Source organism: Methylobacterium sp. WL119 (genome assembly GCF_008039875.1).
Lineage (GTDB): Bacteria > Pseudomonadota > Alphaproteobacteria > Rhizobiales > Beijerinckiaceae > Methylobacterium.
In genome coordinates this window covers 41,973-55,829 of the sequence record NZ_VRUU01000022.1, presented here as the reverse complement: position 1 = coordinate 55,829, position 13,857 = coordinate 41,973, and the positions used below count along the sequence as shown (strand labels likewise).

Here is a 13,857-nt window from a genome sequence, read left to right as displayed (position 1 = left end):
CGGCGTCGCAGATGTCGGCCTCGACCAGGCGGTGGCGGGGATCCTCGGCGAGGGGCGCCAGCGACACCGGGTTGGCCGCGTAGGTCAGCGCGTCCAGCGTCAGCACGTCGTGGCCGAGGTCGCGCACCAGGTGGAGCACGAGGGCGGAGCCGATGAAGCCGCAGCCGCCGGTCACCAGGATGCGCATGTCGGGCCTTTCCTTCACGTCGTCGATGGCGCTCGCGCGCCGGGGCTTCAGAACACCGGTCCGAGGTCCGACAGGCGCGGCGCCGCCCGGTCCTTGTCGGACAGGATCGCCTCCGCGGCCAGGACCGGCCAGTCGATGCCGACGTCCGGGTCGTTCCAGACCAGGGCGCGGTCGTGGGCCGGGCTGTAGTAGGTGTCGACCTTGTAGGCCACCATCGTGTCCGGCGTCAGGGTGCAGAAGCCGTGGGCGAAGCCGTGCGGGATGAACAATTGCTCGCCGCCCTCGGCATCGAGCGTCACCGCCACATGCCGGCCGTAGGTGGCGGAATCACGGCGCAGGTCGACCGCCACGTCGAGGATCGCCCCGGCCAGCACCCGCACGAGCTTGGCCTGGGCCTGTGGCGCGACCTGGAAGTGCAGCCCGCGGATCGTCCCCTTCGGCGCCGAGAACGACTGGTTGTCCTGCACGAAGGCGCAGGCGATCCCCGCCCGCGCCAGCGCGTCGACGCGGAACGTCTCCGAGAACCACCCGCGCGCGTCCCCGAACCGCTTCGGGACAACCCGCATCACCCCCGGAACCCGGGTCTCGATCACGTCCATCGCACGCTCCCCCGAATGCGCCGCGCTCGCGCCGGACACCGCCCCGGACCGAGCCTCGGCGCCTGTCCCGCCCATCGCGACGGGGCTTCCGAACATTCCCCGGGGCTGTCAAGGCTCGGCAATCCGTGGGAACCGACGGATCCGGGCCATGACAGCAACGATCCCAGCACGCGCCTGAAATTACAACTAGAAGTTGACCATGGGGTTAACCGCCCGGTGAAATCGGGCCGCCGACGGATCGGCTCGGCGGGCGCGCGCTCACGGGATCCCGATCATCTTGTGCGTCTGGAGCGAGAGTCGCCAGCGGGCATCCGCGCGGCAATAGGCGACGGCGGCGCCGGTGTTGGCGATCCGGTCCGGCCCGTCCATCGGCTGGAGCCAGCGATGGTGGAAATCGAGGTCGGCGACCGTCTCCGGCGCGAGGTCGGCCTGCGGGAAGACGAGCTTCAGCTCGTCGCCGCGTCGCTGCACCAGCGGCGCACCGGCCTTGGGGCTGACGCAGATCCAGTCGATCCCTTCCGGTGCCGCGAGCGTCCCGTTGGTTTCGACCGCGATCGCGAAGCCGCGGGCGTGGACGGCCGCGATCAGCTCCGGGTCGAGCTGCAGCAGCGGCTCTCCGCCGGTGAAGACGACGTAGTGCGCGTGGGGACCGCCCTCCCAGGTCCGTGCGATCGCATCCGCGAGGTGGTCGGCGGTCGCGAACTTTCCGCCGCCCTCGCCGTCGGTGCCGACGAAGGCCGTGTCGCAGAACCGGCAGACCGCCTCGGCCCGGTCCGCCTCGCGGCCGGACCAGAGATTGCAGCCGGCGAACCGGCAGAACACCGCGGCCCGCCCGGCCTGCGCGCCCTCGCCCTGGAGCGTGTGGAAGAGTTCCTTGACCGCGTACGCCATCGTCCCGCCGGGCCCGAGCCGATGACGGCCGGGGCATCGTCCTGTCCTGAAAAGATCGTCGCGCGACAGCACATAGGCGCGCCGGTGCCGCAACGCCACATCGCGGCGGTGGACGCGCGAAGATCCGCCATGCTCTCGCCACGGTGCCCGCGTTGAACGGCCGACGTTCTCAGGGCCCTCCTTCGCGGCCGCGAGAGGGACGGCATCGGGCCCGGTGCCGGCGCGGCGTTCCACTGCTTTGAGTCGGGGTCGATGTCGAACCGTTTCCTGAGGCGCCTCACCCTGGGGCTCGCCACGCTCGCCGGCCTGCTCGCTGCGCAGGCGGCCGACGCCGTGACCGCACCCGTCCTCGTGGTGGAGGTGGATTCCGGCAAGGTGCTCTACGCGCAGGGCGCGACCGACCCCTGGTACCCGGCCTCGATCACCAAGCTGATGACCACCTACGTCGCCCTCGACCTGGTGCGGCAGGGCAAGGTCTCGCTCGACTCGTTGATCACGATCTCGGCCGCCGCCGCCGCCGAGCCGCCCTCGAAGATGGGCTTCAAGCCGGGTACGCAGCTCACCCTCGACAACGCGCTGAAGATCATCATGGTCAAGTCGGCCAACGACGTGGCCTGGGCGATCGGCGAGACCCTCGGCGGCACGATCGACGGCTTCGCCGACACGATGAACGAGACCGCGCGCCGGATCGGCATGCGCGAGAGTCGCTGGTACAACCCGAACGGCCTGCCCGACCCCCGGCAATGGACCTCGGCCCGCGACATGGCGGTGCTCGGCCGCGCGCTGCTGCGCGACTTCCCCGACTCGCACGACCTGTTCTCGATCTCGGCGATCCAGTTCGGCCGCTCGGTGATGGCCAACCACAACGGCCTGCTCGGGCGCTATGCCGGCGTCGACGGGATGAAGACCGGCTTCATCTGCGCCGGCGGCTTCAACGTGGTCGCCAGCGCCAACCGCAACGGCCGGCGCATCCTCACCATCGTGATGGGCAGCCCGAGCGCGCGCGAGCGCGACCTCAAGGCCGCCGACCTGTTCGATTACGGCTTCGGCCAGTCGGCCGGATGGACCGCGCAGACGCTCGACGCGTTGCCCGCCTCCGCCATCGGCGCGCCGCCCGACATGCGGCCCTACATCTGCGACCGCAAGAAGCCGATGCCGATCGACGAGGGCCCCGGCGCCATCGCCGGAAACGCCGACAACGCCGGCGCGCAGTTCCTCGGCGCCGCCGGCCTGTCCTCGCCCGCGCTGACCCTGGCAACGCTCAACGGCGCCGCCGCGCGCAACCGCACCCTGCCGCCGCGCGCCCCGCTGCAGCCGATCCTGGTCTGGATCGGCCGCGACCCGGCGGAGGGGCAGATCATGCTCAACGAGCAGGCCGAGGCCGAGAAGGCCGCCGCCGCCGCCACGCGTGAGGCGAAGCTCGAGGCCGCCAAGGCCAAGCGCGAGGCGGCGCTCGAGGCGGCCAAGCAGAAGCGCGCCGCGGCCGCGGAAGCCAAGACCCAGGCAAAGGCCCCGGGGAAGGACCAGGGCAAGGCGAAGGCCGCGATCGCCGGCGCCGTGCCCCGCGCGGCCAGCGCCTACACCTCGGTCGACGTGTCCGGCATGCCGGAGGCCAAGCACAAGCCGCCGACCCACGCCAAGCCGGCGACGGCGGTGACGCAGAAGGGCGGCAAGCCCGCGGTGGCCAAATCCGTGCAGACCAAGCCGAAGGCCGGCGCGAAGCCCAAGCCCAACGCGGCCAAGTCGGCCGAATCCGCGGACGAGTGATCGGCGCGCGCGATTGAGCCCGCCGCCCGGCCGCGCTAGGCCGGCGGCATGACCGACGCTCCCCGCCGACCGGACCCGATCCCGCTCACCGTGCTCACCGGCTTCCTCGGAGCCGGCAAGACCACGCTGCTCAACCGGATGCTGCGCGATCCGGCGCTCGCCGACACGGTCGTCATCGTCAACGAGTTCGGCGAGATCGGCCTCGATCACCTGCTGATCGAGGCGATCGACGAGAACATGGTCCTGCTCGGCGCCGGCTGCCTGTGCTGCACCGTGCGCGGCGACCTGATCGCGACGCTGGAAGACCTGCTGCGCAAGCGCGACAACGGCCGGATCACGCCGTTCCGCCGGGTCGTGATCGAGACCACCGGCCTCGCCGACCCCGCGCCGATCCTGCACGCGCTGATCTACCACCCCTACCTCGTGATGCGGTACCGGCTGCAAGGCGTCGTCACCGTGGTGGACGCGGTCAACGGGTTCGACACGCTCGACGCCCACCCGGAGGCGGTGCGGCAGGTGGCGGTGGCCGACCGGATCGTCCTCGCGAAGGCGGATCTGGCCGGCGACACCGGTTCGCTGCGGGCGCGCCTGCACGCCCTCAACCCGGCCGCACCGATCGATCCGCCCGACGTCCCCGCCGAGACGCTGCTCGGCGGCCTGTTCGGCCTCGACGGCAAGGCCGCCGACGTGCAGGCCTGGCTCGGAGCCGTGCCGGAGGCGGACGGGCACGCTCACGACGTGAACCGGCACGACGCGGCGATCCGCGCCTTCTCGCTGACGAGCGACGTGCCGGTGCCCCGCGCGTCCTTCGAGATGTTCCTCGACCTGCTTCGGGGAAGCCACGGCCCGAAGCTGCTGCGCCTGAAGGGCCTCGTCGCGATCGCCGACGATCCCGACCGGCCGGTGGTGGTCCACGGCGTCCAGCACGTGGTGCACGCCCCCGTCACCCTGCCGGCTTGGCCCGACGACGACCGCACCTCGCGCCTCGTCCTGATCGTCCGCGACCTCGACCCGGACTTCGTCCTCCGGCTCTGGGACGCCTTCCTCGGCCGCCCGCGGATCGACGCGCCGGATGCGGCGGCGCTCACCGACAACCCGCTTGCCATTCCCGGCGGCTGACGGCTCCCGCGGCATCATCCTTGAAGCCCGCACCCTAAAGGGCGCCTCCAGGGGTGCCGAACGTTCCAGAGTGGGACGGTTCCTCTCGAATGCGGGACGCAGGTGCCATGATGCACGGCTTCACGGTCATCCAGGGCGGGCAGGCGGTCCCCGACGCGGCGGCGATCGGCCATCCCGTCGTGCGGGCGTCCGAGGAGGCGGCTTCGAACGGACATGCGGCGTCGCGCTGGCGCGTCGATCTGCGCCGCGCCGGCACCGTCGACGACGATGCGGTCGCCCCCTGGCGGGCGCTGATGACGCGCAACGCGATCACCGATCCGCGGGTCGATCCGGATTACGTGCTGAGCGCGGCCCGCCATCAATCCGGCGGCCGGACCATCGCCTTCGCCCTGGCCTGGGACCGGGACGGCAACGGCCGCGCGGCGCTCCACGGGGTGATGCCGATGGCGATGCCGCACCCGATCTGGGGGCGGGGCCGGGCCGACCTGTGGCAGCCGCCGGGCCTCCCGGACCCGGCCGCCCTGATCGACGGGGCGCGGTCGGAGGCCGTCGAGGCCGCGGTCCGCGGCCGGCTCGCGGGCCTGCGCCGGCCCATGCGGCTCGGGGCGCCGACGCGCCTGCCGACCCAGGGCGGCGCCCCGCGCCCGGTCCTCGCCGCCACCCATGAGGGCCGGTGCCGGACCATTCCCGCCGACTGCGTGATCGGCGTGCGCGCCGGGGACGACGCGGCGGCCGAGGTCGAACAGGTGTCCGCCCCGGGCCTGATCCTGTCCGCGGTCGAGGAATTTCTCGCGCTGGACGCGCGCCACGCGGCGCGCCCGATCATCGCCGATCCGTCGGAGGCGTCGATGGTGCGGGTGGTGACCCGCCTGTTCGCCCGCCGCGGGCAGATGCGGATCGAGCTCGCCCGCCGCGCCGGGGAACTCGTCGCCGGCACGCTCCACCTCGGCGCGGGCGCCCGCGCCGTGGTCTGGCGGCGCGCGGCGCGGGTGTGACGCGCTACTCGTCCTCGCCGAACCTGTCGGCGAGCAGCGCCTCGATTGCCGCGAGGCAGAGCTCGGCGTCGGCTCCGACGGCGGTGACCATCACGTGGGTGCCCTGCGCCGCGCCGAGCGTCAGCAGCCCCATGATCGAGCGGCCGCCCACCGTCTCGCCGGCGCGGGTCACCGTGACCTGAGCGTCGAAGCGCTCGACGGTCTGGACGAACTTGGCGGATGCCCGCGCGTGCAGGCCGCGTCGGTTGATGATCGGCAGGCGCCGCAGGAAGCCGCCGTCGGGCACGGGCGGCGGCTCGTCGTCGGGCTCGAAGAGGTCGTCCATTCCCCGGCGCGCTTCCCTGTCCGTCGCCGCGCTGCGATTCGCGTCGGCCTGAATCGGCGCGCGCACGGCGCGGCCCTCACCGTGCGTAGCGGGTTGGCGGTCGGGACGGCAAGATGACGGGGAAGACTATTTGCCGGCGAGAACGCGCGAGGCGACGTTGATGTACTTGCGGCCGGCTTCCTGGGCGTGGAGCACCGCGTCGCCGAGGGATTCCGCATCGCGGACGCTGGCGAGCTTGATCAGCATCGGCAGGTTGATGCCCGCCACCACCTCGACGGCGCCGCCGTTCATGCAGGACAGCGCGAGGTTCGACGGCGTGCCGCCGAACATGTCCGTCAGCACGACGACGCCGGTTCCGGTATTCACCCGGCCGACCGCCGACATGATGTCCCGCCGCCGAAGCTCCATGTCGTCTTCCGGACCGATCGTGATGGTCTCGATCTGCTTCTGAGGGCCAACCACGTGCTCCAATGCGGCCCTGAATTCGGTCGCGAGCAGTCCGTGGGTGACGAGCACCATGCCAATCATCGACACGTATTCCGGTGTCCTGTGAACGAGTCCGCCATGTTGTGCATTGCACGCACAGGCTCAAGGCAGTCGCGACGTTTTGATCGCCCGTCGCCGCGATCATGCCACGCAAGTGAGCACCGCGCTACGGGGCCGCGCGGGTCCGGTCGACGGGAAGCGGCGTGTGCGACTGCGAAGACACGCTGAGCCCGGCCAATGCCCGTTCCGCGAGCACCAGGCCGGGTGCGAGGCCGGCCTCGCGCACCGCGCGGTCGATCCGGAGCGCGGGCAGGGCGATGCCGAGGATCGTGGCCTCGCCATCCGGCGCATCGGGCAGGCGCGGCTCGCCGGCGACGAGGTCGACGACGAGCCGCAGGACGCAGGCCTCGACGCTCTCCACCGCGACGATCCCGTGGCCGCGGATCTCGATCCGCCCGGCGATGGCGGGATGCGGGCGTGCCACGACGCGCCCGTGGCACCGCGCGAGGCGCACCCGGTCGTCGCCGACCAGGGCCGCGAAGCCGCCCCGAAGGGTGGCCCGCTCGATCAGCGCCAGGGCGAGGCTCGACTTGCCGGCGCCCGCCTCGCCGCGGAGCAGCACGCCCGCCTCGCCGACCACGACGCAGGTGGCGTGCACGGTGACACGCTCCGCATCCGTCGCATCGTGCGATGCGCGGCGCACCGGCCCGATCACGCCGCCGACAACTGCCGCGGCGCCGCCGGGATCCGCACGATGAAGCGGGCGCCGCGGACCGTCGGCTCGCCGTCCTCGTCCGCCGGGCCGGGGCGGTTCTCGGCGCGGATCGAGCCGCGATGCGCCTGGACGATCTGACGGGAGATCGAGAGGCCGAGCCCCGAGTTCTGGCCGAAGCCCTGCTCGGGACGGTCGGTGTAGAAGCGCTCGAAGATCCGCTCGAGGGCGTGCTCGGGAATGCCCGGCCCCTCGTCCTCGCAGATCAGCTCGATGTCGCCGCGCACCCGGCGCAGCGCCACGCGCACCTTCGCCTCGGTCGGCGAGAACGAGCGGGCGTTGTCGAGGAGGTTGTTCACCACCTGGCCGAGGCGGCTGTCGTGCCCGATGATCGCGAACGGCGTGTCCTGGTCGCCGGCCGGCGCGTCGACGTCGAGCTGGATCAGGCAGTCCTTGGGGCGCTTGCGCTCGTTGGCGACCGAGACCACCGTGGCCAGGAGCTTGCGCAGGTCGACCTTGCGCGCCTCGGCGCGGGCGAGCTCGGCGTCGAGCCGCGAGGCGTCGGCGATGTCGCTGATCAGGCGGTCGAGGCGCTTCACGTCGTGCTGGATGATCGCCATCAGCCGGCTGCGCGAATCGTCGTTGCGGGCGAGCGGCAGGGTCTCGACCGCGCTGCGCAGGGAGGTCAGCGGGTTCTTCAGCTCGTGGCTGACGTCGGCGGCGAAGCTCTCGATTGCGTCGATGCGCCGGTAGAGCGCCTGCGTCATGTCCCGCAGGGCGCCCGAGAGGTGGCCGATCTCGTCGGTGCGGCTGGTGAAGTCGGGGATCTCCTCGCGGGTCTTGATCCCCATGCGCACCTTCTCGGCGGCCTCCGCCAGCCGCCGCACCGGGCCGGCGATGGCGCCGGCGAGCAGGATCGAGAGCACCACCATCACCATCGCGGCGACGAGGAAGACTTGGAACAGGCCGAAGCGCTCCGAGGCGATGACGCGGTCGATCGCGTCGCCCTGCGTCGAGAGCAGCAGCGCGCCGCGCACCGCCCCCGAGCGCTGGATCGGCACGGCGACCGACACCGTGGTCTCGCCGAGCCCATTGCGGCGCACCAGGCTGCCGCGGGCGCCGTTCAGGGCGGTCTGGACCTCGCGCAGGGAATGGCCGTTCGTCGGCCCGATCTCCTCCTGCGGCTTCACCCGCTCGCCGAACAGGCCGAAGCTCCACGCTTGCGCGACCTCGAAGGCGCGCTCGAGCAGGGAGCGCTTGCGGATCTGGGGCGTACCCGCGGCGCCCTCGGGCCGGTTGAACAGCGAGCGCGTGTCGAACAGCAGGCCGCCCTCGCTGTCGTAGACCCGCGCGCGGTTGCCCGTCGGGGTCACGAGGCGGCGCAGGAGCGGCGCGACCTGCTCCGGGTTGAGCGAGAAGGCGAGCGGCTGCGATTCCTCGTCCGGCGCGTTGCTGCCCTCGCCCGCCTGCTGCTGCAGCAGCTTGTCGGGGTCGATCCGGATCGTCCCGGTATCGACCGAGGCGGAGGAGGCGATGGCGCCGGCGATGATGTCGCCCTGGATCGCCAGGCTCTGCACGCGGGCCTGGATCAGCCCCTGCCGGAACTGGTTCAGGTATAGGAACCCGACGAGCAGCGCGATCAGCCCGACGAGGTTGAGCACGACGATGCGGCGGGTCAGGCTCGACGAGGCCCGCTGACCGATCGCATCCCAGGAGGCCCGCGGCCATGCGAGCGGGCCGCGGCGCGGCTCTTCATCGGTCTGCGACGTCACGACGGTCCGGTGTTCGAGAAGCGATCGAGGCATTCGGGGCGGGGCGCGGAGCTTCAGCCTTCCTTGAAGCGGTAGCCGACGCCGTAGAGCGTCTCGATCATGTCGAACGCGGTGTCGGTCACCTTGAACTTCTTGCGCAGGCGCTTGATGTGGCTGTCGATGGTGCGGTCGTCGACGTAGACCTGGTCGTCGTAGGCCGCGTCCATCAGCGCGTTGCGGCTCTTCACGACGCCCGGACGGTGGGCGAGCGCCTGCAGGATCAGGAACTCGGTCACCGTCAGGGTCACCGGCTCGCCCTTCCAGGTGCAGGTGTGGCGCTCCGGGTCCATCATCAGCGAGCCGCGCTCGAGCGAGCGGGCGGCGGCGTCCGCCTCGCGGGCGGCGGCGCCCGGGCCGTCCTTCGGGGCGAAGCGGCGCAGCACCGCCTTCACCCGCTCGACCAGCAGCCGCTGTGAGAACGGCTTATGGATGAAGTCGTCGGCGCCCATCTTGAGGCCGAACAGCTCGTCGATCTCCTCGTCCTTCGAGGTCAGGAAGATCACGGGAAGGTCCGATTTCTGCCGCAGGCGCCTGAGAAGCTCCATCCCGTCCATGCGCGGCATCTTGATGTCGAAGATCGCGAGGTCGGGCGGCGAGTGCTTGAGCCCGTCGAGGGCCGAGGCGCCGTCGGTGTAGGTCTGGATCCGGTAGCCTTCGGTCTCCAGGGCGATCGACACCGAGGTGAGGATGTTGCGGTCGTCGTCGACGAGGGCGATGGTCGGCATGCGCGTTCCTTGACTGATCGGGGCCGTGCGGGCGCGTGACGAGGGCCTGCGTCGCCGCCTCCGGCCCCGGACGGGGCAGGCAAAAACGCGAACGCGACGACGAGTCGTATGACCGTGTCCGTTTCGCGCGGAAGGTCTGGTGCTTTAAGCCGAAGTTTCGAAAAAAGCGAGCGGCCATGGTAGCTTGGCCGTATCCGGGCGATGCGCCGCGTCCCCCCGGCCTCGTCGGCGGCCGCGATTTCGCCCTATGATGCGGCGGGCGCGGCGTTTTTCCGACGCCGCTTCGGGGAGCGACGGGCGCGATGGCAGAGACATCCGACAGCGTGGGCGGGGCCGAATCGAGCGGGCCGCGCGGGCCGGCGCGGCCGCTTCCGGCGGCGCAGGCCCCGTTCGACGCGATCGGCCTGTCGCGGCGCCTGCTGCGCGGCATCCGCTCCGGCGCGCTGGCGACCCTCGATGCCGACGGCACGCCGTTCGCCTCGCTGGTGACCATCGCCACCGACGTCGACGGCACGCCGCTGATGCTGCTGTCGCAGCTCTCGGCCCACACCCGCAACCTGCTCGCCGACCCGCGCTGCTCGCTGCTCTTCTCGGCCGGCGGCAAGGGCGATCCGCTCGCCCACCCGCGGCTGACCGTCGTCGGGCGGGGCGTGCGGACCGACGAGCCGCGCGCGCGGGCCCGCTTCCTCGCCCGGCACCCGAAGGCCGCGCTCTACGCCGACTTCCCCGATTTCGGGTTCTTCGCGATCGCGCCGACGGCGGGCCACCTCAACGGCGGCTTCGCCAAGGCGGCGACGCTGACACGGGCCGAGCTGCTTCTGGATCTCGCCGGCGCGGAGGCGATCGTGGCCGGCGAGTGCGGCGCGATCGAGCACATGAACGCCGACCACGCCGACGCGCTGGCGCTCTACGCGGCCTCGGAGGGAACGGCCGCGTGGCGCCTCACCGGGCTCGACCCGGAGGGCATGGACCTGCTGGCCGGCGACCGGACCGCGCGGGTGACGTTCCCGGACACGGTCCGCGACATGGGCGCCTTGCGCAAGGTCCTCGTGGTCATGGCCGCCGAAGCGAGGGCGGCGGCCGAGACGCCGCGACCCTGAAGCCCAGGCATCCCCGCTTGGCCGGCATGCCGCGCGGGCCGACGACGGGGGGAGGGGCCTCAGACCTCTTCGGCGGCCGGCTTTTCCGTCTCGGCCTCGTCGCCGTCCGTCTCGGCGTCCTCGGTCTCGGCTTCGGCGGCCTCCGGCTCGGGCTGAGCTTCGGCGCCGGGCGAGGGCCGGGTGCGGCGGCGGCTCCAGCCGGGCGTCGCGCGCGGCGCGCCGCGGGTGACTTCCTCGTTGCCTTCCAACACGCGCTTCACCCGCGCGTTGAAGTCCGACATCGAGATGCTGGGCGAGCGCCCGTTGGGGGGAGTGCGAGCCATTCGGGGGCCTTCCGCTTCGTAGCCCAAGGCACGGGATTGCGCGGAGGGAAGCTCTCTAGATAGGGCGGAACGTGCGGAAACCGAAGGGCCGAGGCGCGGAGCGCGGCGCTGAGCGGGTCTGCACGCCCTCTTTCGCCCCGCGACGACGCCCGCGCTTGGCGCTCTCCCCCGCGGCTGCTATCCCGCGGGCGACCGACACCGCCTCCTCACATCAGACGGCGCGCAGCGATGGCCCTTCGGCCGGCCGCACGCGCGCCGGAGATCCGCATCGATGACGACTACGCCGATCGACAACATCCGCAACTTCTCGATCGTCGCGCATATCGACCACGGCAAGTCGACGCTCGCCGACCGCCTGATCCAGACGACGGGCACCGTGGCGCTGCGCGACATGAGCGAGCAGATGCTCGACTCGATGGACATCGAGAAGGAGCGCGGCATCACCATCAAGGCGCAGACCGTGCGCCTGGAATACAAGGCCGAGGACGGGAAGAACTACGTCCTTAACCTGATGGACACGCCCGGCCACGTCGACTTCGCCTACGAGGTCTCGCGCTCGCTCGCCGCCTGCGAGGGCTCGCTGCTGGTGGTGGATGCGAGCCAAGGCGTCGAGGCGCAGACGCTGGCCAACGTCTACCAGGCGCTCGACGCCAACCACGAGATCGTCCCGGTCCTCAACAAGATCGACCTGCCGGCCGCCGAGCCGGAGCGCATCCGCGCGCAGATCGAGGAGGTGATCGGCATCGACGCCTCGGAAGCGGTCGCGATCTCGGCCAAGAGCGGCCTCAACATCGAGGCGGTGCTGGAGGCCATCGTCAAGCGCCTGCCGCCGCCCAAGGGCGACCGCGACGCGCCCCTCAAGGCGCTGCTGGTGGACAGCTGGTACGACGTCTACCTCGGCGTCGTCGTGCTGGTGCGCATCGTCGACGGCGTGCTCAAGAAGGGCATGAACATCCGCATGATGCGGGCCGACGCGGTGCACGGCGTCGACAAGATCGGCGTGTTTCGGCCGAAGATGGCCGACATCGGCGAGCTCGGGCCGGGCGAGGTCGGCTTCTTCACCGGCTCGATCAAGGAGGTCGCCGACACCCGCGTCGGCGACACGCTCACGGAGGACAAGCGCCCGTGCAAGGAGATGCTGCCGGGCTTCAAGGACGTGCAGTCGGTGGTGTTCTGCGGGCTGTTCCCCGTCGACGCGGCCGAGTTCGAGACCCTGCGCAGCGCCATGAGCAAGCTCCGGCTCAACGACGCGTCGTTCTCCTACGAGATGGAGACCTCCGCCGCGCTCGGCTTCGGCTTCCGCTGCGGCTTCCTCGGGCTCCTGCACCTCGAGATCATCCAGGAGCGCCTGGAGCGCGAGTTCAATCTCGACCTGATCTCGACCGCGCCCTCCGTCGTCTACCACCTTCAGATGACCGACGGCACGGTGAAGGAGCTGCACAACCCGGCCGACATGCCCGACGTGATGAAGATCACGGCGATCGAGGAGCCGTGGATCCGCGCCACCATCCTCACGCCGGACGACTACCTCGGCGGCGTGCTCAAGCTGTGCCAGGACCGGCGCGGCACGCAGGTCGACCTCAACTACGTGGGCAAGCGCGCCATGGTCGTCTACGACCTGCCGCTGAACGAGGTGGTGTTCGACTTCTACGACCGCCTCAAGTCGATCTCGAAGGGCTACGCGTCGTTCGACTACCACATCTCCGATTATCGCGAGGGCGACCTCGTCAAGATGTCGATCCTCGTCAACGCCGAGCCGGTCGACGCCCTCTCGATGCTGGTCCACCGCTCCCGCGCCGAGCATCGCGGCCGCGCCATGTGCGAGAAGCTGAAGGACCTGATCCCGCGCCACCTGTTCCAGATCCCGGTCCAGGCGGCGCTCGGCGGCAAGATCATCGCCCGCGAGACCATCAAGGCGCTGTCCAAGGACGTGACCGCCAAGTGCTACGGCGGCGACATCTCGCGCAAGCGCAAGCTCCTGGACAAGCAGAAGGAAGGCAAGAAGAAGATGCGCCAGTTCGGGCGCGTCGAGATCCCGCAGGAGGCGTTCATCGCCGCGCTGAAGATGGACGATTGAGCTTTTCGGCCCTACGCTTCAGCGCTGAAAGCGGCAGACCGATCGAGGCGGGAGACGCGCGGTGACCGATCTCAAGACGTTGCGCGGTCTGTCTGGTCTCGGCGCTGAGCCGGCGGGCCTCGCGGGTTCGGCCCTGCTGATGATCGACCTTCAAAACACCTATCTGGATGGCGTGATGCGCCTCGAGAACGTCGAGCCCGCCATCGCGGAGGCGAGGGGGCTGCTCGCGCGGGCGCGGGGCGCCGGCATTCCGATCATCCACGTTCGGCACGATGCCGGGCCGGGCTCGCCCTACGACCTGACTGCGCCGATCGGACAGTTCGCCGACCCGGTCGCGCCCGAGGGTGACGAGGCGATCGTCACGAAGGCCTATCCGAGCGCCTTCGTCGGCACTGATCTCGAAGCGCGGTTGAAAGCGCTCGGTGTCACAGACCTGATCGTCGCTGGCTTCATGACGCATATGTGCGTCAACTCCACGGCGCGCGCCGCCTTCAGCCTCGGCTTCAAGCCGACGGTGGTCGCGTCGACCACAGCCACCCGCGACCTGCCGGCACCCGACGGATCCGTGGTGGCGGCGGCCGCGGTGCAGGCCGCGAGCCTCGCCGCGCTCGCCGATCTCTTCGCCGTCGTGGCGCCGCGCGTGAGCGACATCGGCGATTGAGCCGTCACCGGCCCCGATCCACGAGCCGGAACCGCGCTGCACCGCAAAAGGTTCGCCCTCCGAAAACCGGAGCCGAACC

At 71.2% G+C, this 13,857-nt stretch carries 15 protein-coding genes; 6 read left to right on the top strand and 9 right to left on the bottom strand.

Annotated elements, in window-relative coordinates; all coding sequences use genetic code 11:
* The 3 genes from FV227_RS11120 to queE form a co-directional block, all read right to left on the bottom strand.
* The coding region (locus FV227_RS11120; RefSeq protein ID WP_147858754.1) for an NAD-dependent epimerase/dehydratase family protein at positions 1 to 187 on the bottom strand (187 nt) is incomplete at its 3' end.
* A gap of 47 nt (positions 188 to 234) precedes the next feature.
* Entirely contained in the window at positions 235 to 786 is a 552-nt protein-coding gene (rfbC, locus tag FV227_RS11115; RefSeq protein ID WP_147858925.1) for a dTDP-4-dehydrorhamnose 3,5-epimerase, read from the bottom strand.
* A 258-nt stretch (positions 787 to 1,044) separates the two neighbouring features.
* Complete coding sequence (gene queE, locus FV227_RS11110; protein ID WP_147727791.1) at positions 1,045 to 1,677, bottom strand: 7-carboxy-7-deazaguanine synthase; 633 nt, start codon at positions 1,675 to 1,677, stop codon at positions 1,045 to 1,047.
* Between the two features lie 252 nt (positions 1,678 to 1,929).
* Here queE and FV227_RS11105 point away from each other — a divergent pair, with 252 nt between their 5' ends.
* The 3 genes from FV227_RS11105 to FV227_RS11095 all read left to right on the top strand — a co-directional run bounded on the left by FV227_RS11105 (position 1,930) and on the right by FV227_RS11095 (position 5,558).
* Positions 1,930 to 3,444, top strand: a complete 1,515-nt coding sequence (locus FV227_RS11105; protein ID WP_147858924.1) for a D-alanyl-D-alanine carboxypeptidase family protein — start codon at positions 1,930 to 1,932, stop codon at positions 3,442 to 3,444.
* A gap of 48 nt (positions 3,445 to 3,492) precedes the next feature.
* A complete protein-coding gene (locus FV227_RS11100) occupies positions 3,493 to 4,563 on the top strand; it encodes a GTP-binding protein (protein WP_147727789.1) in 1,071 nt (356 codons plus the stop codon).
* 107 nt (positions 4,564 to 4,670) lie between these two features.
* Positions 4,671 to 5,558, top strand: a complete 888-nt coding sequence (locus FV227_RS11095) for a hypothetical protein (RefSeq protein WP_147858923.1) — start codon at positions 4,671 to 4,673, stop codon at positions 5,556 to 5,558.
* Between the two features lie 4 nt (positions 5,559 to 5,562).
* Here the strand turns inward: FV227_RS11095 and FV227_RS11090 are convergent, their stop codons facing one another.
* The 5 genes from FV227_RS11090 to FV227_RS11070 all read right to left on the bottom strand — a co-directional run bounded on the left by FV227_RS11090 (position 5,563) and on the right by FV227_RS11070 (position 9,617).
* Positions 5,563 to 5,883 (bottom strand): HPr family phosphocarrier protein, encoded by a 321-nt coding sequence (locus tag FV227_RS11090; protein ID WP_147858922.1) that lies wholly within the window; start codon positions 5,881 to 5,883, stop codon positions 5,563 to 5,565.
* 126 nt (positions 5,884 to 6,009) lie between these two features.
* The gene (locus FV227_RS11085; RefSeq protein WP_147728692.1) at positions 6,010 to 6,411 is read right to left on the bottom strand and encodes a PTS sugar transporter subunit IIA; all 402 of its coding nucleotides are present in this window, start codon (positions 6,409 to 6,411) and stop codon (positions 6,010 to 6,012) included.
* Positions 6,412 to 6,535: 124 nt separating this feature from the next.
* On the bottom strand, positions 6,536 to 7,072 hold the full coding sequence (locus FV227_RS11080; RefSeq protein WP_147728690.1) for a hypothetical protein: 537 nt from the start codon (positions 7,070 to 7,072) through the stop codon (positions 6,536 to 6,538).
* An 8-nt stretch (positions 7,073 to 7,080) separates the two neighbouring features.
* On the bottom strand, positions 7,081 to 8,853 hold the full coding sequence (locus FV227_RS11075) for a sensor histidine kinase (RefSeq protein ID WP_246686529.1): 1,773 nt from the start codon (positions 8,851 to 8,853) through the stop codon (positions 7,081 to 7,083).
* Positions 8,854 to 8,906: 53 nt separating this feature from the next.
* Positions 8,907 to 9,617 carry a response regulator transcription factor gene (locus FV227_RS11070; RefSeq protein WP_147728688.1) on the bottom strand — a complete coding sequence of 237 codons (711 nt, stop codon included), beginning with the start codon at positions 9,615 to 9,617 and terminating at the stop codon, positions 8,907 to 8,909.
* Positions 9,618 to 9,919: 302 nt separating this feature from the next.
* Between FV227_RS11070 and FV227_RS11065 the strand changes: the two genes are divergently transcribed.
* Entirely contained in the window at positions 9,920 to 10,717 is a 798-nt protein-coding gene (locus FV227_RS11065) for a DUF2470 domain-containing protein (protein ID WP_147858920.1), read from the top strand.
* Between the two features lie 59 nt (positions 10,718 to 10,776).
* On the opposite strand, the gene FV227_RS11060 is transcribed toward FV227_RS11065, so the two are convergent.
* Positions 10,777 to 11,040 carry a hypothetical protein gene (locus FV227_RS11060; RefSeq protein ID WP_147842983.1) on the bottom strand — a complete coding sequence of 88 codons (264 nt, stop codon included), beginning with the start codon at positions 11,038 to 11,040 and terminating at the stop codon, positions 10,777 to 10,779.
* Positions 11,041 to 11,311: 271 nt separating this feature from the next.
* Between FV227_RS11060 and lepA the strand changes: the two genes are divergently transcribed.
* Both lepA and FV227_RS11050 read left to right on the top strand, forming a co-directional pair.
* Positions 11,312 to 13,117 (top strand): translation elongation factor 4, encoded by a 1,806-nt coding sequence (lepA, locus tag FV227_RS11055; RefSeq protein WP_147726221.1) that lies wholly within the window; start codon positions 11,312 to 11,314, stop codon positions 13,115 to 13,117.
* Between the two features lie 61 nt (positions 13,118 to 13,178).
* Positions 13,179 to 13,778, top strand: a complete 600-nt coding sequence (locus tag FV227_RS11050; RefSeq protein WP_147726220.1) for a cysteine hydrolase family protein — start codon at positions 13,179 to 13,181, stop codon at positions 13,776 to 13,778.
* Positions 13,779 to 13,857: the final 79 nt, after the last annotated feature.

Coding starts and splice junctions, on each gene's coding strand:
- rfbC (WP_147858925.1), bottom strand. CDS start 786: ATGGACGTGATCGAGACCCGGGTTCCGGGGGTGATGCGGGTTGTCCCG.
- queE (WP_147727791.1), bottom strand. CDS start 1,677: ATGGCGTACGCGGTCAAGGAACTCTTCCACACGCTCCAGGGCGAGGGC.
- FV227_RS11105 (WP_147858924.1), top strand. CDS start 1,930: ATGTCGAACCGTTTCCTGAGGCGCCTCACCCTGGGGCTCGCCACGCTC.
- FV227_RS11100 (WP_147727789.1), top strand. CDS start 3,493: ATGACCGACGCTCCCCGCCGACCGGACCCGATCCCGCTCACCGTGCTC.
- FV227_RS11095 (WP_147858923.1), top strand. CDS start 4,671: ATGATGCACGGCTTCACGGTCATCCAGGGCGGGCAGGCGGTCCCCGAC.
- FV227_RS11090 (WP_147858922.1), bottom strand. CDS start 5,883: ATGGACGACCTCTTCGAGCCCGACGACGAGCCGCCGCCCGTGCCCGAC.
- FV227_RS11085 (WP_147728692.1), bottom strand. CDS start 6,411: ATGATTGGCATGGTGCTCGTCACCCACGGACTGCTCGCGACCGAATTC.
- FV227_RS11070 (WP_147728688.1), bottom strand. CDS start 9,617: ATGCCGACCATCGCCCTCGTCGACGACGACCGCAACATCCTCACCTCG.
- FV227_RS11065 (WP_147858920.1), top strand. CDS start 9,920: ATGGCAGAGACATCCGACAGCGTGGGCGGGGCCGAATCGAGCGGGCCG.
- FV227_RS11060 (WP_147842983.1), bottom strand. CDS start 11,040: ATGGCTCGCACTCCCCCCAACGGGCGCTCGCCCAGCATCTCGATGTCG.
- lepA (WP_147726221.1), top strand. CDS start 11,312: ATGACGACTACGCCGATCGACAACATCCGCAACTTCTCGATCGTCGCG.